The organism is Vicinamibacterales bacterium, from assembly GCA_035699745.1.
GTDB lineage: Bacteria > Acidobacteriota > Vicinamibacteria > Vicinamibacterales > 2-12-FULL-66-21 > JAICSD01.
Genome location: DASSPH010000081.1, coordinates 1 through 20341 on the forward strand (window position 1 = coordinate 1; position 20341 = coordinate 20341).

Here is a 20341-nt window from a genome sequence, read left to right on the forward strand (position 1 = left end):
CGCCCACTTGGTCAGTGATCGCCTTTAGAATGGCCTGCAGATCGCTAAGCTGGCGAAACGGGCCAACAACACATTTAAAGAGCGCAAAAACTCGCATGATGTCCCATAAGCTCCAGAGGCGGCCGTAGCCGTCCCGGGATGGGACTTGGCAGCCTGACCCCGCGCGGGAGATCATGGATCCCTCCGGCTGGTTAGGCAAGTATATTGTTGCCGCTACTGGCTACTGGCAACCGGCTACTGACTACTGCCTACTGGCTACCGGCAACCGGCTACCGGCTACTGGCTACCGGCTACCGGCTACCGGCTACCGGCTACCGGCTACCGGCTACTCGCTACCGGCTACTGGCAACCGGCTACCGGCTACCGGCTACCGGCTACTGGCTACCGGCTACCGGCTACCGGCTACTGGTTACCGGCCTGGCGACTGTGAGGTCGTGGGCTTCTTGCCCAGCTCGGCTTTCAGCACTTCGACGGCCTTTTCGATCTGGGCGTCGCGCCCTTTCAGGAAGTCCGCCGGCGTGTTGTCGACGTAGACGTCCGGCGGTACCCCGTAGTTCTCCATGTTCTCGCCGGTGGAGGTCCACACGCCGCTGCCGGGCGTGCGGATCGCCGAGCCGTCGAGCAGCGTGTACGATCCGGTGCCGATCACCGCGCCCATGGTCGGCACGCCGATCACCTTGCCGAGGCCCAGCGCCTTGAAGCCTGCCGGGAACATCTCGGCGTCCGAGGCCGAACGCTCGTTCTGCATCACCACCATCGGCCCGTAGAAATTCTGCGGCCGCGGCTGCTGGAATCCGGCGTCCCGCCCCTGCGTGTACTGGTAGCGGCGGCCGTTGAGGATTGCCAGCAGCTCCTGGTCGATGCCGCCGCCGCCGTTGAACCGCTGGTCGATCACCAGCGCGCGCTTGGTGCGGCTGGCGGCGAGATCGAGCTGGAACTGGCGCAGCGACGGCGCGTCCATCGCCCGGATGTGCAGGTAGCCGATCTCGCCGTTGCTCAACTTCGTCACCATCTCGCGGCGATCGTCGACCCACTTCGCATACATCAGGTCGGCCATGCTCGCGACCGGCGTGATGGTGACCTCCCAGGCCCCGTCCTTGACCGGCTTGTCGTTGAGCAGGAAGTGGAACTTGGTGCCGGGCGCCAGCGTGAAGAACTGCCAGTAGTTGTCGCCGCTCTTCAACTCGTGGCCGTCCACCGCGACGACGTAGTGCCCTTCCTTGATCTTCAAGTAGTCGCGATCCGCCGGCCCGTCCTTGTAGACGTGGCCGACCTTGAAGAAGCCGGAATCGTCGGGCAGCAGGTCGAATCCCGGATATCGTGTCTGCTGCGTCCGCTCCACCGGCCCCGGTCCGCCGCTGACGCCGGTGTGCGACGCGTTCAGCTCGCCGATCATCATCATCATGACCGTCTGCAGCTCTTCCCGATCGACGAGGTTGTCGAGCAGCGGACCGTAGGTCTCCCACGCGTTGTTCCAGTCGGCGCCGTGCATCCTGGCGTCGTAGAACCGGTTCTTCATGATCCGCCAGCCTTCGTTGAACACCTGCTGGCGCAGCGCCTTGCGATCGACTTCGATGTTGGCGGTGTAGGTCACCTGCCGCGCGGTCTGATTCGTCGCCGACGGTTCGGGCGCCGCCGCGGCCGCGCCGCCTCGTCCGCCGCGTCCGCCGGCGGTCGGCGCGCCGGCGCTGCCGCCGGCCTGGTTCGGAAGCGTCGCGGCATAGAGGCCGCTGCCGGATCGGAAGTAGAGCGTGCGGCCGTCGCGCGCGAAGACCATGCTGCCGCCGCCGCCGAAGGGTCCGCCGCCGGCGTTGCCGCGCCCGCGTCCCCCGCCGGCCGCGTTCGCGTTCTGCGGCGGCGCGGGAGGCACCCGCGTCAACTGTCCGCTCTCGACGTTGATGATGTACATGCCCGCGTTCGGATCGTTCGGCGCGCCGGCGCCGCGCCCGCCGCCGACACCGGCGGTCGAGAGCGTGAGCGCGACGGAGTGTCCTTCAGGCGAGGGGGTCAGCCCGCCGATCGCCGTCCCCGGAACGGTGAGCTGCCGCGTGCGGCGGGCCAGGCCGTTCCAGTCGATTTGCACCGTCACCGGCTGCGCGCCCGCGCCGCCGCCACGCCCGGTCTGCTGCCGCGCCGCGGCTTCCGCGGCCAGCCCTTCGGCCTCGTTGTCGATGTCGCGATCCATCGGGTCGCGATCGCGCTCGCGCAGCGACGTCACCCACAACGCCATCGTCGTCTGGATGCCGCCCTGGGTCGCGATGCCGTTGCTGAACCCTTCGGACGAGGTGAAGACGATGTACTTGCCGTCGGCGGTCCAGACCGCGTTGGTCTCCGAGTACATCATCTTGTCGTCGGACAGGTGGCGCTCCTCGCCGCCCGCGATCGGGACGATGTAGACGTGCGGCCGCAGCGATCGGTCCTGCCGCTGGAAGGCGACCCACTTGCTGTCGGGCGACACCGAGACCGAGCCGATGCGCGCCAGATCGCTCGAGGCGAGCACCGCGCTCTTGCCGTCGGCCACGACGTAGCTGTACAGCTTCTTGTCGGCGGCCGTGTAGAGCAGCCGGCTCGAATCCGGCGCCCAGACGAGCGCCCCTTTCTCGTTGTCGAGACTCGTGATCTTCTTCGGCGTCCGTCCCTCGGGATCCGCGATCCACACCTCGTCGCGGCCGGAGCGGTCCGAGACGAACGCGATGTACTTGCCGTCGGGCGACCACTTCGGCGTGTCGCTGCGCGACGCCATCTTGTCGGGAACGATGCGGGTGATGTCGCCGCGGTCGGTCGCGATGGTGAGGATCTGGCCGCGCGTGGAGATGACCGCGCGGCGTCCCGACGGCGAGATGTCGAAGTTGTCGACGTCGTTCGTCACCGTCTCGATCTCGTGCTCGTTGTCCTTCTCGTCGGTGACGATGTCGAGCGCGATCTCGCTGGCGCGGCCGGTGGCGAGATCGAGCTTCCAGATGCCGAAGTTCTCCTCGTAGACGATCGTCTTGCCGTCGGCCGACATCGACGGCCAGAACAGGTTGCCGGTCGTATGCCGGGTGACCTGCGCCGGCTGTCCGGAGCCGCTGACCGGAATCCTGTAGATGTTGTTGACGCTGCGCCGGACCTCAGGGCTGCCCGGCTTGATCGATCTGTCGTTCGGCAGCGGGTCGGCGACGAAGTAGATGTGATTGTCGGCCCCCCACATCGGCCAGTAGCGGTTGTATTGCTCGTCGCCGAGCAGCCTGGTGTAGCTGCTGTCGCTCAGGCGCGCGATCCACAGATCGGCCGAGTAGCTGCCGCGGTAGTGCTTGCGCGACCACGTCGCGGGATGACGGTTGAAGACGAGCGACTTGCCGTCGGGCGAGTAGCTGCCCCAGTAGCCCCAGTCCACGGGCAGCGGCCGCTCCAGCCCTCCGCTCACCGCCACCTCGTACAACGTGGCGACGGTGGGGAAGGCGCCGTGCCCCCGCGACGCCCGGAAGACGACGTTCCTGCCGTCGCGCGACCAGCCGACGACTTCGTCGTTGCCGGTGTGATAGGTGAGACGCTTCGCCGTGCCGCCGGCGGCGGGGACCAGGAACACGTCGTAGTTGCCGTAGCGGTTCGACGCGAACGCGATCCACTTGCCGTCGGGAGAAAAGCGCGGATAGACCTCGCGCGCGATGTTGTCGGTGAGGCGATGCACGCCGCTGCCGTCCTCGTTCGCGGTCCAGATGTCGCCGAGATAGCTGAAGGTGACGCGGCCGGCGTGGTAGTCGGGATGGCGGGCGAGCTTGATCGGCGCGGCGGCCAGGGTGGCGGCGCCGCAGGCAATGCTCAGCAGCGCGAACAAGGCGGTCTTTCGCAGCATGTCATCCTCCCGGCGCGGATTATATAGGGAGCCTGCGCTGTCAAGCCCCGACTCCCAACGCCCAACTCCCAATCAACGCTCAACTCCCAAAACTCCCAAACTCCCAATCCCAAGAGGCCGAAGCCTGCTCAGCCTCCGCAGGTCCTCAGCTTCGCCGACAGTTTCTGAACGCCGTCGCGCTCGATGAATGCCGCGTCGTCTGCCGCTGGCAGCGCGGCGAGATTCCGGCAGAAGGCGCGGGTCTGCTCGCGGGTCAGATACACGCCGACGTTCGACCCATAGAAGACGCTGAGCCGATGGCCCCGCGACCGGATGTCGTCGCCGATGCGGCGCAGGGCAGTCGGGCCCGCGAAGTTGCCGACGACCGGTACGATCAGGTTGCGGAGGTGCAGGTCCTTCACGAACCGGAAGTCCTCTTCGGTCGCCAGGAAGCTCCGGGTGAATCCAGACGCGTCCGGCATCGTCATCAGCCGCCGGAAGGATGGCGCCGGCTCGGTATCGCGCGCCTGCCAGAACTGAATGGACGGTCCGCTGTCGTGAAAGACGGTGAAGAGGCGATCGATCCAGGCGAGCTCGGTGGAATCGAGCGGCAGGCGGCGCGTCTCCAGCAGCCACCTGCGCACGGTTGCGGCGTTCCATTGCAGCTGCTCCGCCGAGGGCGGAACGGCGTCGAATCGATCGAAGATCTCGCGCGCGCTCGAGCCGGCGCCGAGGCCGGCGGGGCGCGGGCGGGAGAACAGGCGCGCCACGAAATCGGCTCGATCGGAGGAGAGCTCGAACAGCGCCTTGTAGAAGAAATGCAGGCTTCGGTTCTCGCGCCGGATGTCGACGACGTAAGCGATCACCGGCCGCACGCTCGCGATGTACGTGAAGTTCTGCTCCGGCCCGACGCCGACGTAGACCCCGCCGCGGCGCCACACGCGGCGGGCATTCTCGGCAACGTGCGGTTCGTTCGACACCAGATTGTCCGAGATGTCGAAGGTGCCCGGCGGTTCGGACAGCGTCTGGATCAGCGACCGGAACTCCGCGTCGGTGAGCGACGGCGCCGGCGCGCCGCGCCATGCGCACGCGCCAATCCAGAGGCCGCAGCACAGCGCCGCGGCAAGGGGAATCGTCCGCCTGAGGGCGGAAGGGGGCATGGTCGGCACCGCGGCGGCTCGTTACTTGCGCCGTCCAGTCTTCCTGCCTGCGGTCTTCTTTCCCGCACGCTTCCGTCTGGCGGCGGTCTTCTTCCGCCCGACCCGTTCGGGGAGCTTCGCGCCGCCGGTTTCGCGGTTCCACTCCTCGAACGTCTGCGGCGAGATCTTGCCCTGGACGAGAAGCTCCGCGAACTTCCGGCGCTGGGCCTGGCTCTTGAAGGGACTCATGTGCGCGCGCTCAGGCGCCGCTCGATGCGGCGATCCGGGATCAGCCACAGCAGCGCGACGCCGACATAGATCGCGGTCGCGATCCAGGTGTTGACGAACGAGATGAGGATGCCGGCAAGATAGATGGCCACCGAGATCTTCCCCTTGGCGTCCGATCCCAGCGCCGCCTGCAGGCGCGAGCCCGGCCCCTGCGCCGTGATCAGCGTGGTCTTCAGGATGAAATACGCCACGCCGGCCATCATCAGCACCACGCCGTAGAGGGCGGTCGGCAGCGGCGCCAGGTGCGAGTCCCCCAGCCACGCCGTGGTGAACGGAATCAGCGACAGCCAGAAGAGCAGGTGCAGGTTCGCCCACAGCACGCTGCCGGTGACCCGGTCGCACACGTGCAGCATGTGGTGGTGATTGTTCCAGTAGATGCCGATGAAGACGAAGCTCAGGACGTAGGCGGCGAACACCGCCGCCAGCGGACGGAGCGCCGGCCAATCGTGCCCGGCCGGCGTCTTCAACTCCAGCACCATGATCGTGATCAGAATCGCGACTACGCCGTCGCTGAACGCTTCGAGCCGGTTGGTCGTCATGCCGCTCCGGCGATTCTACGCGAGCGTGAGACAATCGCTGCCGTGAAGCTCGCGCGAATTCTTCGGCCGCTGCCGCGCCGGGCGGCGCGCGCCGGATCGCTGCTGGTTCTGGCCGCGTGGATCGCGACGATGGCGGTCCTGCTGGCGCGGACGTACGCGCAGGCGCGATCGATGAATCTCGCGGCGGATCTCGCGCGCTACGGCAGCGCCGCCGAATGGCGCGGCGTGTATTACCGCGGTGAGAAGGTCGGGTTCACCGTCAGCCAGACGTCGCCGTCCGGCGACGGCTTCGAGGTGAAGGAAGACGCCCGGCTGCAGATGTCGCTGCTCGGCGCGACCACCGCCGCGTCGATCAGGACCACCGCGCAGCTCGACGCGTCGTTCGGCCTGCGATCGTTCCAGTTCTCCCTCGATCCGGGCACCGGTCCGCTCGAAGTGTCGGGCATCGTCAACGGCACGCGCGTGAGCGTCACGCTCAAGTCCGCGTCCGGCGTGCAGCACGAGGAGCGCACCATGCAGGAGGCGCCCGTCCTGAGCTTGACGCTGCCGCGCCGCCTGGCGGCCGCGGGTTTTCAGCCGGGCACGCGGCAGCAGTTCACGATTTTCGATCCGGCCACCTTGCGCACCGAACCCGTCGCCGTCGAGATCGGCCGGCGCGAGATCGTCAATCTGGCTTCGCCCGGGCCGGCGGTGGGCGGGCGCGGCGGCGTCCGCCTGGCGCGGCCAGCGATGCCCGCGTTCCGCGTCGACATGGCGTATGCGGGACTGAAGACCACCGCGTGGATCACCGACACCGGGGAAGTGCTCCGCGAGGAGAGCCAGCTCGGGTTGATGTCCGTGCGGGAAAGTCCCGACGTCGCGCGGCGCATGGCGATCAGCCGCCGCATCACCGGCGACCTCCTCGAAGCGTCCGCCGTGGTCCCTCGCAACGTGACGAAAGCGCGGATTGACGACGGCCGCGACGTGCGCCGGATTCGCCTGCGCGTCGAAGGGACGGACCTGTCGGGTCCCGACTTCGCCGGCGTCGGGCAGACCGTCGAAGGCGACGTACTGGAGATTCGCGACGCGCGGTCGCTGCAGGCAACGGCGGCGGATCCCGACGTCGAGCGGTACCTGCGTCCCGAGCCGCTGATCGAAAGCGACGACGCGCAGATTCGCGCTGAAGCGGCGGCAGCGATCGGCGGCCTCACGGAGCCCCGGGCGATGGCGGAGCGGCTGACCCGCGCCGTCAACGGCATGCTCGACAAGAAGCCGACCGTCAGCCTGCCGTCGGCGCGAGAAGTGCTGCGAACCAGAGTCGGCGACTGCAACGAGCACACTGCGCTGTACGTCGCGATGGCGAGAGCCGTCGGGCTGCCGTCGCGAATCGCCGTGGGACTGGCCTATACGCGCGGCGCGTTCTTCTATCACGCGTGGCCGGAGGTCTATCTCGCCGACGGGCGCGGCCGCGGGCTGTGGCTGCCGGTCGATCCGACGTTCAACCAGTTCCCCGCGGACGCGACGCACGTGCGCCTGGCGCGCGGCGGCCTCGACAAGCAGGCGGCGATCCTGCCGATGATCGGGCGCCTCAAGATGACCATCGTCGACGTGGAGCTGGCCCCGGGATCCACGCCGGTGCTCGTCGGGCGTGGATCGGCCGACGCGCTGCCGCTGCCGATGCCCGTGCGCGCCGGGATGACGTGCTGGTCGACCCCCGTGCCCGCCCGATGATTGCGATCCAGGATCTGGTCAAGCGATACGGCGCCTTCACCGCGGTCGACGGCGTCAGCCTCGACGTGGCGCCCGGCGAGATCCACGGCTTTCTCGGACCGAACGGCGCCGGCAAGACGACGACGATCCGGATGATCGCCGGCCTGCTGAAGCCCACCTCGGGGCGCATCCTGGTCAACGGCCACGATCTCGCCCGCGAGCCCGAGGCGGCGAAGGCGTCGCTCGGCTTCATTCCCGACCGGCCGTTCATCTACGACAAGCTGACCGCCGGCGAGTTCCTTCGCTTTCATGCCGGCCTCTACGGCATGGACGACGCCGCGGTGCCGCCGCGCATCGCCGAGATGCTGGACGTGTTCGAGCTGACCCGGTGGGAGCACGAGCTGGTCGAGAGCTTCTCGCACGGCATGAAGCAGCGGCTGGTGATGAGCGCCGCGTTCATGCACCGGCCGCGGGCGGTGCTGGTCGACGAGCCGATGGTCGGACTGGATCCGCGCGGCGCGCGTTTGATCAAGGACGTCTTCCGTCGCATGAGCGAGCGCGGCGTCGCGATCCTGATGAGCACGCACACGCTCGAGGTCGCCGAGGAGATGTGCGATCGGATCAGCATCATCCTGAGGGGGAAGATCATCGCGCGCGGCACGGTCGACGAGCTGCGCGCGCTGGCGCACGGCGCCGGCCCCGACGCCGACGGCCGGACGCCGCAGCTCACCGACGTCTTCCTGCGCCTGACCGGCGGCAGCGGGCTGCAGGAAATCGATGAGGTGTAGCCGCGCGGCGGGGACGATCTGATGGTGCGCGCCTTTCCCTTCCTGCTCGCGCCGTCGATCTGGGCCTCGCGCAACCGCGCGCGCCGGCGCGAGCGCGGCGACGGCATGCGCGCCGGGTTCTTCGGCGGCGTCGCGCTCCTGGTCGCGGGGGCGATCTTCAGCGCGACGTTCTGGCTCACGCAGGAGCTGGGCGCCTTTGCCGACTTCGGCGATTACCTGCTGCGGCTCGGCCTCTCCTGGCTGTTCGTCTCGTTCCTGTCGTTTCTGGCGTTCAGCGCCATCGTGACCGCGCTGTCCACGTTCTTCCTGTCGGACGATCTGCGGCTGCTGCTGGCGGCGCCGGTCGCGGCACGGCGGGTGTTCCACGCCCGCTTCGCGCGGACCGTGGGGCTCGCCTCCTGGATGGTCGTCGTCTTCGTCGTGCCCGTGCTCGCCGGGGTGGGCGTGGGCCACTGCGCGCCGGCGTCGTACTACGCGCTCTCGGTCGCGGCGGTCACGCCGTTCGTGATCATCCCCGTCGCCGTCGGCACCGCGATCACCCTCCTGCTGGTCAACATCTTCCCGGCCCGGCGCGCGCGCGACATCCTGATGCTGATGGGGCTGCTGTTCGCCGGCAGCCTGGTCGTGCTGCTCCGCATGATCCAGCCGGAGCAGCTGCTCCGCGTCGAGTCGCTGCCCGACATCACCGACTTCTTCGCGACGCTGCAGTCGCCGATCACGCCGCTGCTGCCGTCGTTCTGGGCCGGGGAAGTCGTCTTCGCGGCGATGCAGGGGCGCGTCGACGTGCTGCACCTCGCCGCGCTGTGGACGACCGCGCTCGGCCTGGTGGTGCTGCTCGCCGCGGCGATGGACCGGTGGCACTTCGCCGGATTCAGCAAGGCGCAGGAGGCGCGGAAGACCCGCTTCACCCGTTTCGAGCTGATCACCCGCGCGGCCCGGCTGCTGCCGGTCTCGCCGGTGCAGCGGCAGCTGCTGGTGAAGGATCTGAAGATCTTCCTGCGCGACGTCAGCCAGTGGTCGCAGCTCCTGCTGCTGCTCGCGCTGGTGCTGGTGTACCTCTACAACTTCCGCGTGCTCGATCTCGATCGCAATCCCTATATGAGCGGGATGATCAAGAACATCTACGCGTTCGTGAACCTGGGGATGGCGGGCCTGGTGATGGCGACGGTGTGTGCGCGCTTCGTCTTCCCCGCGGTCTCCTCCGAAGGGGCCGCGTTCTGGATCATCCGCACCGCGCCGATCTCGCTCCGGTCGTTCCTGTGGTCCAAGTTCTGGACCGGGCTGATCCCGGTGTTCCTGCTGACCGAGCTCCTGACGGTCGCCGCCAACCAGTTCCTCGGCGTGGCGCCGTTCCTCCGCATGGTCGCCGCCGTCGCGGTGTTCTTCATGAGCGTGGCGCTGGTCGGCCTGGCCACCGGCCTGGGGGCGCGCTATCCGCGCTTCGCCGCCGACAACGCGAGTCAGGTCGCCGGATCCTACGGCGGCGTCGCGTTCATGATCGTCGCCGTGCTGTTCACGCTGACGTTGATCGCGCTGATCGGCTGGCCCTCGTCGATGGTGTTGTGGCACGCCGCCCGTCCCGAGCGCGCGATCCCCGGCTCGACGATCGCGATCGCCCTGGCCTGCACGCTCGCCGCGCTCGTCCTCAGCGTCGGGACGTGGTGGTACGGCATGCGCACCGGCATCCGCGCCCTGGAGCACCTGGGCGACTAGGGGCGACTAGGTGCCAGGTCTGCGAACGGGCGCCGCCCGGTGCCAGGTCTGCGAACCCGCCGCCCAACGGTGCCAGGTGCCACTTTCGGCCGACTCACAGACGTGGAACGGCTCGCGTTTGTCTGCAGACCTGGCACCCTTCCGCCGCGCACCGGAGACCTGACCCCCTTCGCGCCCGTTCGCAGACCTGGCACTCCGTCCCGCCGGTTCGCAAACCTGATCCCCGCGGCGCGGGTTCACAGACCTGGCACCCCGTAGCGCCGGTCCACAGACCTGGCACCCCCGTAGCGCGGGTTCACAGACCTGGCACCCCGGTGGCGCGGGTTCACAGACCTGGCACCTCCGTAGCGCCGGTTCACAGACCTGGCACCCCGGTGGCGCCGGTTCACAGACCTGGCACCCCGTGGCGGCGGTTTACAGACCTGGCACCAGCTTGGCGGTGGCGGCGGTCAGCAGCGGCACGCAGTAGAACTGGCCCTTGGCGTTGACCGGCTGTTCCCCCGGACAGGGGCCGGCATCGGCCGGCTCGCTGCCGACGTCCGCCTGAGGCGGACGCATCACGGTGCGCACCTGTCCGTCATACACACCGCTGAACTCGTAGGTCGCCGGACCCGGGCCGGGAGGAGGAGGCAGGGTGGGGCCGCTCAGGGCGACCGCGACGGTCGTGCCGGCGCGCTCGGCGGCGACGAACGCGTCCCAGGTCTTCACCGGCGCGATGCTGCCGTCGCGGGCGATCGCCCCGAGGGTGATGACGAGCGACACGCGCGTCGAGCCGTCGGCGATCTTCTCGGTGATCGCGCCGTGAAAGCTGACACCGCTGCCGCTGACCTGCCTGTTCTTGTACTGATCCGCGGCGCCGCCGCGAAACGCCTTCGCGAACACGGTCGCGTCCACGTCCGCCTGGACTGGCGCCAGCAGCAGGATACCGCCGAGGACGGCACAGCTCGCGCGCATGATCGGCTCCTCCGTTTGCCGCTAGGAAGCATTCATGCGCCGTGCCGGAGCCGGGCTCGAGCGCGCGGATCAGTCGGTCTTGAGCGCGACGATGGGCTGAACGCGGGTGGCGCGGCGCGCCGGCACGTAGCAGCCCGCCATCGCGACCACGATCAGCAGCGCCGCCATCGTTGCGAAGGTCGCCGGATCCGAGGCCTTCACTCCGTACAGCATCGCGTCGACGCTGCGCGTCAGCACCACGGCGGCGGCGAGACCGATCGCCGCGCTGATCGCCGCCATGCGCAGCCCCTCGGCGAGCACCTGATTGCGCACGCTGAAGGCGTCCTGCCCGAGCGCCATGCGGATGCCGATCTCGCGCGTCCGCTGGCTCACCGAGTAGGAGAACACGCCATAGATGCCGACGCACGACAACAGCAGCGCGGCGCCGCCGAAGAAGGACATGACGATCAGGTTCAGGCGGGTCTGCGCCAGCGCGTCCGACACGTAGGCGGACATCGGCTGCAGCCGATCGAGCGGCAGGTCGGGATCGAGCCGCTTCATCACCGCCTCGACCTGGCGGCTGATCGCGGCGGGCGGCACCGACGCGCGGATGACCACGCTGGGACGTCCGCCGGCGCCGAAGACGCGATACATCTGCGGCCGCACGGCGCGCGACAGGTCGTGGATGCGGACGTGTTCGACGACGCCAATCACCTCGGCGAAATTGTTCGGCGTGCCGTTCGGTCCGACCTGCAGCCGCTTGCCGACGGCGCTCTCCCCGGGCCACGCCCGCGCGGCCAGCGTCTCGTCGACGACAATCCGGTTGTGCTGCGGTTGGTCGTGCTCGTCGAAGACGCGGCCGGCCAGCCGCCGCGTCCCCATCGCGCGGAAGTAGTGCGGCGAGACGAATCGCCCGTCGGAGGTCTCGCTCTCCCAGTTGCGCGCCGTCTCCTCGTTGTAGGCGAACGGAAACAGCGCGCCGCTGCCGGAGAGCGGAAGCTGCGTGGTGAAGCCGACGTCGGTGACGCCGGGGATCGCCCTCAGCTGCTCGTCCATCCGCTTCAGGAACGCGAGCCGCGCCGGCGGGTTCGGGTACTTCACGATCGGCAGCGCGGTGCGGAAGGTGTGAACCTGTCCGGGATCGAATCCGGGACGCACCTGCTGCAGCGCGACGAAGCTGCGGACCATCAGTCCGGCGCCGATCAAGAGCACCAGGGCGAGCGCCATCTCGCCGACCATCAGCAGTCCGCGCAGCCGCACCTGCGCCTGGGCGGCGGAGCCGGTCGCGCGCAGCGTGCGATTCAGATCGATCCCCGCGGCCCGCAGCGCCGGCACGAGGCCGAAGATCACGGCCGTCAAGAGACTGGCTCCGGCAGCGAAGAGCAGCGCCGCCCCGTCGATCCGCACCGCCTCGAGCTTCGGCAGGTTGGCCGGGTTGAGCAGCGCCAGCGTCTGGGTGCCGGCGCGCGCCACGACGAGGCCGACAAGCAGGCCGCCGGCGGCGAGAGCGACGCTTTCGGTGGCGAGCTGCCGCAGCAGGCGACGCCGCGTCGCGCCGAGCGCTCCGCGCACCGCCATCTCCCGCTCGCGCGACGTGGCGCGCGCGAGCAGCAGGTGGGCGACATTGGCGCAGGCGATCAGCAGCACGAACCCCACCGCGACGAACAGCGACACAATCGCCTGCCGTGCGTGCTTCACGACGTCATCCTGCAGCGGCACGACGCGGATCCGCATGTCGCCCGCCTCGTGCACCGGATGCTCGGCGCGCAGCCGGCGCGCGATCCCGTCGAGATCCGACTGCGCTTGCGCGAACGTCACGCCCGGCTTGAGCCGGCCGAAGACGGTGAACAGCGTGAAGTTGCGCGGCGGCTGGTTGGCGTAGTCGTATTGCAGCGGCTTCCAGATCTGCGCGTCGGTGATGAGGAACGCTTCCGCCGGCAGCCAGAGGCGGAACTCGCGCGGCATGACACCGACGACGGTCTGGTCGACGCCGTCGAGACGGATGCTGCGTCCGACGATCGAGGGGTCGCCGCCGTAGCGCCGCTGCCAGAGGCCGTAGCTGAGCATCACGACGCGCGGGCCGCCGATCGCTTCCTCCTCGGCGGTGAAATGGCGGCCGACAATCGGGTTCACGCCGAGCAGCGGCAGGAAGCTGGCGGTGACCGGCGTGACTTCGACGCGCTCCGGCTCGCCGCCGGTGCCGGTCAGCGCGCCGGTGGCGCCGATCACCTGCGCGCCCGTGCCCGCGGCGAGCATCTCGAACGAGCGGTTCCGCTGCTGGTAATCGCGGAAGTCCCCCGGAGACATCACCGGAAGCGACTGCGCGCCGACGCCGAAGTCGACCCACAGACTGGCGAGGCGGTCGGGCTCCCGGTACGAGGGCAGCGGCCGCAGCAGCACGCCGTTGACGATGGTGAAGATGGTGGTGGTGGCGCCGATGCCGAGGCCGAGCGTCAGCACGGCGACAATGGCGAATCCCGGACTGCGCTGCAGGGTCCGCCAGGCATACGCCAGATCCTGGGTGAGTGTGCCCATGGTCACCTATACGGGTGGCGCGGCAATGTGACGAATGCCGGGACGAACGCCCGCGCGCGCCGCGCCCCGTACGGGTCGCACTGTCTGACGCAGCAGCCGCCCTCTTGGTTTGGCGGACAGGTATCCTGAGGAGCACATGGGAGCTGGAGCACACCTCGGCATCGATCTCTCCGAGTACGACGCGCGGATTCGCACGTTCATTCCCGAGTACGACCTCATGCACGAGGCCGTCGCCGGCGCGCTCGCCGCCATGGTGCGCCGCCGCGCCGCGACCATCGTGGAACTCGGCATCGGCACCGGGGCTCTGGCGGCGCGCTGTCTCGCCGCATTTCCATCGGCGGCGATCGTCGGCGTCGACGAAGACGCCGCGATGCTGGATGCCGCGCGGGCGCGGCTCGCCGGACGGCTCGACGCGCGTCACGGCAGCTTCGAGTCGATCGACCTGCCCCGCGCCGACGCGATCGTCACCTGCGTCGCGCTGCACCACCTGCCGCCCGGCGCCCGCCGCCAGCGGCTGTTCCGGACGCTGCGCCGTACGCTGCGGCCCGGCGGCGTGTTCGTCAACGCCGACTGCTTTCCGGCGAGCCATCCCCGGATCGCCGCGGCCGACCGCGCCGCATGGACGGCTCATCTCGCGCGCACGTATCCGCCAGACGACGTTCGCGCGCTCTTCCGACGCTGGGCGGGCGAGGATCATTACATCCCGCTCGCCGACGAACTGAATGCCCTGCGCCGCGCCGGCTTCCGCCCCGACGTCGTCTTCCGGCGCGGCGCGTTCGCGGTGATCGCAGCGTCCTGATCGCGCGCGGCGCCTCCGCACCGCCGTAGTAGGATTCACGCGGAGGATTTCGCATGCGCCGCGTTGCCGCCGTCGTGTCCGCGCTGGCCGTCACCGCCCTGGTGGCTGACGCCCGGCAGAAGCCGTCCGTCGCAAAACTGAAGACCACGGCGGAAGCGTCCGGGTTCAAGTCGACGTCGACGTATGACGACGTCGTGCGGTTCATGAAGGCGGTGGACGACGCCTCGCCGGTCATTTTCTATACGACCTACGGCACGACGCACGAGGGGCGCGCGATGCCGATGGCCGTGGTGGGCACGGGGCTGAAGGATCCGAGCGCCGCCGCGGTGCGCGCGACGGGGAAGCTGCGCGTGCACATCCAGGGGAACATTCACGCGGGGGAGGTCGAAGGCAAGGAATCGGCGCAGATCCTGCTGCGCGAGTTCGCGCTCGGACAGCACAAGGACTGGCTGCAGTCGACCGTGTTCCTGATCACGCCGATCCTCAATGCCGACGGCAACGAGAAGTTCGCGGTGAACAACCGGCAGCGGCAGAACGGCCCGATCAACGGCATGGGCACCCGGCCGAACGCGCAAGGGCTCAACATCAACCGCGATTTCATGAAGCTCGACACGCCCGAAGCGCGCGCCTTCGTGAAGCTCTGGGTCGACTACGACCCGCATGCCGGCTTCGACCTGCACACCTCCGACGGGTCGTTCCACGGCTATTACCTGACCTACTCGCCGCCGCTCAACCCGAACACCAGCGACGCGATCACGACGGTGATGAAGGGGGAGTGGTTTCCCTTCGTCACCAGGAACATCAAGACGAAGCACGGCTGGGACACCTTTTATTACGGCAACGTTTCCACGCCCGGCGGCCGCGGCCGGGGCCGCGGAGGAGAGCCGCCTTCGCCGCCGGCGACTCCGCCCGCCCCCCAGCCGACCGGCCCGCCTGAATGGCGGACGTTCGAGCACGTCCCGCGTTTTCACAACAGCTATGTCGGCATGCGCAACCGCTTCGCGCTGCTGAGCGAGGCATACGCCTACGCGACGTTCGAGGATCGCATCAAGGCGACGAACTACTTCATGGAAGAGGCGCTGAACTTCGCGCACGCCAACGCGCCGCGCTTGAAGAAGCTCGCCCTCGACGCGGACCGGGAGAAGATCGCCGGCAGAACGCTGGCGACCAGCGCCCGGATCAAGCGCGGCGGCATGATCGAGATCCTGATGGGCGAAGTCGAGGACGAGACCAATCCCGTCAGCGGCGCGGTGATGAACCGCCGCAAGAACGTGGTGAAGCCGCAGCAGATGGTCGACATGCTCTGGTTCGAGGCGGCCGCGACCGAGGTGGTGCCGTCGGCGTATTACGTGCCGGCGACGGCGACGAAGGCGGTCGAGCTCCTGAAGGCGCATGGCATCCAGATGCGGGAGGCGGCGCTGCCGGGCGGCACCGAAGAGTTCGCGATCTCCGCGAACACCGCAGGCCAGACCTTCGAGGGGCACACCCTGCGGCGGCTCGAAGGGAAGTGGGGCGTCACGAGCGGCGGCAATCCGTCCGGCAAGTACCTGGAAGTGCGGACGGATCAGCCGCTCGGACGGCTCGCGTTCTATCTGCTGGAGCCGACGTCCGATGACGGTCTCGTGGCGTGGAATTTTCTCGACGCGGAACTGAAGGACGTCGCCACCGGCCCCTATCCGATCGTCAGGAGGAAATGATGATGCGGCGTGCCGCGATCGCGCTGTGCTGCGTGTTGACGTCGGCGGAGCTGAACGGGCAGAACGTCGGGCACCAAGCGCCGCCGCCGCAGTTCGCCGACGCGGCGCGGCGCGAGAAGCTGGCGAGCGCGTTCGCCGAGATCGACAAGCTGTTCCGCGACTACGCCGCCGGAGCGAACATCCCCGGCGCCGCCTGGGGCATCGTCGTCGACGGCGAGCTCGCGCACACCGGCGTGCTCGGCTATCGCGAACTCGCGGCGAAGTCACCGGTCACACCCGACACCGTGTTCCGCATCGCATCGATGACGAAGAGCTTCACCGCGATGGCGATCATGAAGCTGCGCGACGCCGGGAAGTTGTCCCTCGACGATCCCGCCGAGAAGTACGTGCCCGAGATGAAGTCGCTCGTCTATCCGACGTCGGACTCACCCCGGATCACCATCCGGCATCTGCTCTCGCACGCCGAAGGATTCCCGGAAGACAATCCGTGGGGCGATCAGCAGCTCGCCGACACGGACGAGCAGCTCTCGGCGTTGATTCGCGGCGGCATCCCGTTCTCCAACGCCCCGGGCGTCGCCTATGAGTACTCGAACTACGGCTTCGCGATCCTCGGCCGCATCGTCGGCACGCTGAGCGGCAATCGCGGCACGCCGACGCAGGCCTACACGAAGTACGTCCAGGACCAGATCCTCCAGCCGCTCGGCATGACGTCGACGACACTCGAGCCGTCGAGCGTGCCGGCCGACAGGCTCGCGCACGGCTACCGCTGGGAGGACGCGCAGTGGAAAGAAGAGCCGCTGCTCGCCAACGGCTCGTTCGGATCGATGGGCGGCATGCTGACGACGCTGTCGGATCTGGGGAGGTACGTCGGGGCGTATCTCGCGGCGTGGCCGCCGCGCGATGCGCCTGAGAGCGGACCGGTGCGGCGCGCGTCGCTGCGCGAGATGCAGCAGGTGTGGCGCCCATCGCCCGCCAGCGTGACGGCGGGCGGCAGCGGCGTGCAGCTGAACGCGGGTGGATACGGGTTCGGGCTGCGCGTGGCGCAGACGTGCGCGTTCCCCACCGTCGTCTCGCACAGCGGCGGCCTGCCCGGGTTCGGTTCGCTGATGCGCTGGCTTCCCGAGTACGGCGTCGGCATCATCGCCTTCGGCAACCGCACCTACTCCGGGTGGGCGCGCACCGTCGATCTGTCGCTCGACGCGCTCGCGCGCACCGGCGCCTTGCAGCCGCGCGTCGTGCGGCCATCGCCGGCGCTGGTGTCGGCGCGCGACGCGGTCGCCGGGCTGATCGTGACGTGGGACGACGGCGTCGCCGACCGCATCGCGGCGCAGAACCTGTATCTCGACGAGAGCAAGGCGCGGCGGCGCGCGGCGATCGCCAGGCTGGTGGCGGCGGCGGGCGCGTGCACCGCCGGATCCGGGTTCGACCGGGTGGAAAACGCGCTGCGCGGCGACTGGACGATGCGCTGCGCCCACGGCGATCTCCGGGTCGCGATCACGCTGGCGCCGACCAATCCGCCGCTGGTGCAGTACCTGTCCGTGACCGCCGCCACGCCGGCGCCGCGGCCGCAAACGTGTCCGCAATAGCCGATTTCCCCCATGAAAACGTGGGAAGTTGTGCTACGCTTCGGGCATTCACGCGCACCCCTGGGTAACGCGAACGCGCGTTAAGGAGATCAGATGGCCAAGAAGACGGCGAAGAAGTCCGCGAGAAAACCGAACGCGGCGTTCATGAAGCCGATGACGCCGAGCTCGGCGCTGTCGGAAGTGGTCGGCAGCAAGCCGATTCCGCGGACGGAAGTCACCAAGAAACTGTGGGCCTACATCAAGAAGAACAAGCTGCAGGATCAGAAGAACAAGCGGATGATCAAGGCGGACGACGCGCTGAAGACCGTCTTCGGCGGCAAGTCCCAGGTCAACATGTTCGAGATGACCAAGCTTGTGAACAAGCACCTCAAGGCCTAGGCCGTCCTCGAATTCCCGGCGGTGGTTCAAAGCGGCTCCCCCCTCGCGGGGCAGGGAGCCGCTTTCCTTTTGTACCAGTAACGTGATCGCGTGTGCCAGAACGGGGCACCAACCTTCCCGGTTCGCGATCCGGCGGCCGGGCCGCGCCGCCGGTTTCCGGCGGCGGCGGGCAGTTTCCGCCCGGAGCCGCCCCGCGACCCTGCGCCGGATCGCCTGGCGGCATACGGATTGCCCTCGAATCGAGTCGCCCATGTTTTACAGAGATTCGCGCGGCTTCTCGCTGATCGAGCTGCTGATGGTGGTCGCCATCATCGGCACGCTTGCGGCGATCACAGTGCCGATGAGCGGCAACGCGATCCGCTTTCTGAAGCTCAGTGGCGACGCCCGCGAGCTGTCGAACGCGACCGCGGTTGCGAAGATGCGCGCCGCCGCGAAGTTCACCCAGGCGCGGCTCTACGTCGACATCACCGGCCGCCAGTTCTACGTGCAGACCTTCGACAAGTCGACGTCGACGTGGAACACCGAAGGGGGCGCGGTCTCGCTGTCGAGCACGGTGTCGTTCGGCTACGGGCCGATTTCGACGCCGCCGCCGAACACGCAGACCACCATCGGCCAGGCGCCGGAGTGCACCACCATGGCGGGCTCGCCGCCGGCGCCGGTCGCGGTCGCGAACACCGCGTGCGTCACGTTCAATTCGCGCGGCATTCCGATCGACGGCACGGGGAGTCCGACCGGCCTCGACGCGATCTACGTGACCGACAGTTCCGCCGTCTACGGCATCACCGTGGCGGCCACCGGCTTCATCCGGACGTGGCAGTCCAACTACACCTCGACACCGTCATGGACGCTGCAATGAAGACGCGGCTGCACGGGGAGCAGGGCACGACCATCGTCGAGGTCGTGATCGCCACGGCGATTCTGGCGACGCTGATGGCGGGGCTGATGTCGCTGGCGGCGCTGGCGATCTCGACCACCGAGAACCAGGGGCACCTCGGGGCGCGGACCACGGAGTACGCCCAGGACAAGCTGGAGCAGCTGCTGGCGCTGACCTACGGCGACGCGTCGAGCGACACGCGCGTGTTCCCGGCCGCCAGCTCCGGCGGCAGCGGCCTCGCCGCGGGAGGGAACTCCAATCCGGGCACCCCGGTCGCGCTCTACGTCGACTATCTCGATGACAACGGCAACCTGTGCGGCACCACGGGAGCCGCGTGCGCGGCGCCGAGCGGCACGACGCCGCCGAGCGGCTGGTTCTATCAGCGCGTCTGGCAGATTGACGACAACACCACGCACCCGACGGAGCTGCCGGCCGATCTGAAGCGGATCACGGTGTCGTCCACGATCGCGCGCGGCTTCGGCGGTGCGATGAAAGCACAGTCGACGCTGACGGTGCTGAAGGCCAGGGGCTTCTGACCATGCGCCGCACGCCGATGCAAGCCGGCTTCTCCCTGCCGGAGCTGCTCGTTGCCATGGCGATCATGCTGCTGATCTCCGGCGCCGCGGTATCGGCGCTGCTGAAGATGACGGCGGCGCAGGCCACGATCTGGAACCGCACGCAGATGCACAGCGGCATCCGCGGCGCGACCGAAGTGCTGCAGCAGGAAGTCGGGCAGGCGGGACGCATCGCCCTGCCGGCGGTCACGACGACCTCCGGCACCAGTGCCGGCGCCGCGGGAGCGACGGTGACGATTCCCGTGTCCTCTTCCGCCGGCATGTATGTCGGCATGAAGCTCACGATCGACACCGGCAGTGCGTCGAACGAGACGGACGCGGCGCAGGAGACGGTCAAGGTGACGGCGATTCCGTCGGCGACCTCCGTGACGGTGCAATCGCTCCAGACCGATCTGGCGGGCGTGGTGACCGGGCGGGTCCGGGCGCACAACGCCAACGCGCCGGTGCTGGCGCTGGGCGCCTTCGGCACCGGCATCATTCCGCCCGCCAGTTCCCCGTCGACCTACGCGCCCGGCGGACCGACCTTCACCTATGCGAATGGCTCGACCGGCACGGTCCTGAAGCTGTATGGGGACATCAACGCCGACGGCAACATGGTCTACATCGAGTACACCTGCGACACCGTCGGCAACAATCTCTACCGCAACATGATGTCGTGGACCCTGGGGACCAAACCCCCGGTCACCGCCAAGGACATCCTGCTCAGCAACATCACCGACAATCCCAACGGGACGCCGTGCTTCACCTACCAGACGGCCATGGTCGGCGGCAACGCCTACGTGACCGATGTCGCGATCACGCTGACCGTGCGGACGCAGCTCATCGATCCGATCACGAAGCAGTATCAGACCCAGACCAAGGCGCTGCTCAACGTGTCGCCGCGCAACACGTTCAACGCCTGGCAGATGGCGAGTCTCGGCATCGCGAACCGCATTCAGCCGATCCCGCCGAGCATCACGGCGCTGCTGCCGCCGCTGCCGTAAGAGAAAGAGCA

16 protein-coding genes are annotated in these 20341 nt (G+C 68.7%); 10 read left to right on the forward strand and 6 right to left on the reverse strand.

Annotated elements, in window-relative coordinates; genetic code table 11:
* Window positions 1–409 precede the first annotated feature (409 nt).
* The 4 genes from VFK57_20085 to VFK57_20100 form a co-directional block, all read right to left on the reverse strand.
* Window positions 410–3835 (reverse strand): S41 family peptidase, encoded by a 3426-nt coding sequence (locus VFK57_20085; GenBank protein HET7698024.1) that lies wholly within the window; start codon window positions 3833–3835, stop codon window positions 410–412.
* Window positions 3836–3963: 128 nt separating this feature from the next.
* Window positions 3964–4974: a hypothetical protein gene (locus VFK57_20090; GenBank protein ID HET7698025.1), complete on the reverse strand. Its 1011-nt coding sequence runs from the start codon at window positions 4972–4974 to the stop codon at window positions 3964–3966.
* 21 nt (window positions 4975–4995) lie between these two features.
* Window positions 4996–5202, reverse strand: a complete 207-nt coding sequence (locus tag VFK57_20095; protein ID HET7698026.1) for a hypothetical protein — start codon at window positions 5200–5202, stop codon at window positions 4996–4998.
* Window positions 5199–5780: a TMEM175 family protein gene (locus tag VFK57_20100; GenBank protein HET7698027.1), complete on the reverse strand. Its 582-nt coding sequence runs from the start codon at window positions 5778–5780 to the stop codon at window positions 5199–5201. Before VFK57_20100 ends, VFK57_20095 begins: the two co-directional genes overlap by 4 nt.
* Window positions 5781–5822: 42 nt before the next feature.
* Between VFK57_20100 and VFK57_20105 the strand changes: the two genes are divergently transcribed.
* Genes VFK57_20105 through VFK57_20115 form a run of 3 tightly spaced genes read left to right on the forward strand, consistent with a single transcriptional unit; the run spans window position 5823 to window position 9970 of the window.
* The gene (locus VFK57_20105; protein ID HET7698028.1) at window positions 5823–7490 is read left to right on the forward strand and encodes a transglutaminase-like domain-containing protein; all 1668 of its coding nucleotides are present in this window, start codon (window positions 5823–5825) and stop codon (window positions 7488–7490) included.
* Entirely contained in the window at window positions 7487–8257 is a 771-nt protein-coding gene (locus VFK57_20110; protein ID HET7698029.1) for an ABC transporter ATP-binding protein, read from the forward strand. The genes VFK57_20105 and VFK57_20110 overlap by 4 nt, the downstream gene beginning before the upstream one ends.
* A gap of 24 nt (window positions 8258–8281) precedes the next feature.
* Window positions 8282–9970: a hypothetical protein gene (locus tag VFK57_20115; protein HET7698030.1), complete on the forward strand. Its 1689-nt coding sequence runs from the start codon at window positions 8282–8284 to the stop codon at window positions 9968–9970.
* Window positions 9971–10384: 414 nt separating this feature from the next.
* Here VFK57_20115 and VFK57_20120 read toward each other — a convergent pair whose 3' ends face one another.
* On the reverse strand, window positions 10385–10924 hold the full coding sequence (locus VFK57_20120; protein HET7698031.1) for a hypothetical protein: 540 nt from the start codon (window positions 10922–10924) through the stop codon (window positions 10385–10387).
* Between the two features lie 69 nt (window positions 10925–10993).
* Entirely contained in the window at window positions 10994–13438 is a 2445-nt protein-coding gene (locus VFK57_20125; protein HET7698032.1) for an ABC transporter permease, read from the reverse strand.
* 136 nt (window positions 13439–13574) lie between these two features.
* Between VFK57_20125 and VFK57_20130 the strand changes: the two genes are divergently transcribed.
* The 7 genes from VFK57_20130 to VFK57_20160 all read left to right on the forward strand — a co-directional run bounded on the left by VFK57_20130 (window position 13575) and on the right by VFK57_20160 (window position 20330).
* The gene (locus tag VFK57_20130) at window positions 13575–14237 is read left to right on the forward strand and encodes a class I SAM-dependent methyltransferase (protein HET7698033.1); all 663 of its coding nucleotides are present in this window, start codon (window positions 13575–13577) and stop codon (window positions 14235–14237) included.
* A 53-nt stretch (window positions 14238–14290) separates the two neighbouring features.
* A complete protein-coding gene (locus VFK57_20135; protein ID HET7698034.1) occupies window positions 14291–15934 on the forward strand; it encodes a M14 family zinc carboxypeptidase in 1644 nt (547 codons plus the stop codon).
* A gap of 2 nt (window positions 15935–15936) precedes the next feature.
* The gene (locus tag VFK57_20140) at window positions 15937–17520 is read left to right on the forward strand and encodes a serine hydrolase domain-containing protein (GenBank protein ID HET7698035.1); all 1584 of its coding nucleotides are present in this window, start codon (window positions 15937–15939) and stop codon (window positions 17518–17520) included.
* A 93-nt stretch (window positions 17521–17613) separates the two neighbouring features.
* Entirely contained in the window at window positions 17614–17898 is a 285-nt protein-coding gene (locus VFK57_20145) for an SWIB/MDM2 domain-containing protein (protein HET7698036.1), read from the forward strand.
* 250 nt (window positions 17899–18148) lie between these two features.
* Window positions 18149–18754 carry a prepilin-type N-terminal cleavage/methylation domain-containing protein gene (locus VFK57_20150; protein HET7698037.1) on the forward strand — a complete coding sequence of 202 codons (606 nt, stop codon included), beginning with the start codon at window positions 18149–18151 and terminating at the stop codon, window positions 18752–18754.
* Window positions 18751–19308, forward strand: coding sequence for a hypothetical protein (locus VFK57_20155; protein ID HET7698038.1), 558 nt, complete (start codon window positions 18751–18753; stop codon window positions 19306–19308). The genes VFK57_20150 and VFK57_20155 overlap by 4 nt, the downstream gene beginning before the upstream one ends.
* 2 nt (window positions 19309–19310) lie before the next feature.
* The gene (locus tag VFK57_20160) at window positions 19311–20330 is read left to right on the forward strand and encodes a type II secretion system protein (protein HET7698039.1); all 1020 of its coding nucleotides are present in this window, start codon (window positions 19311–19313) and stop codon (window positions 20328–20330) included.
* Window positions 20331–20341: the final 11 nt, after the last annotated feature.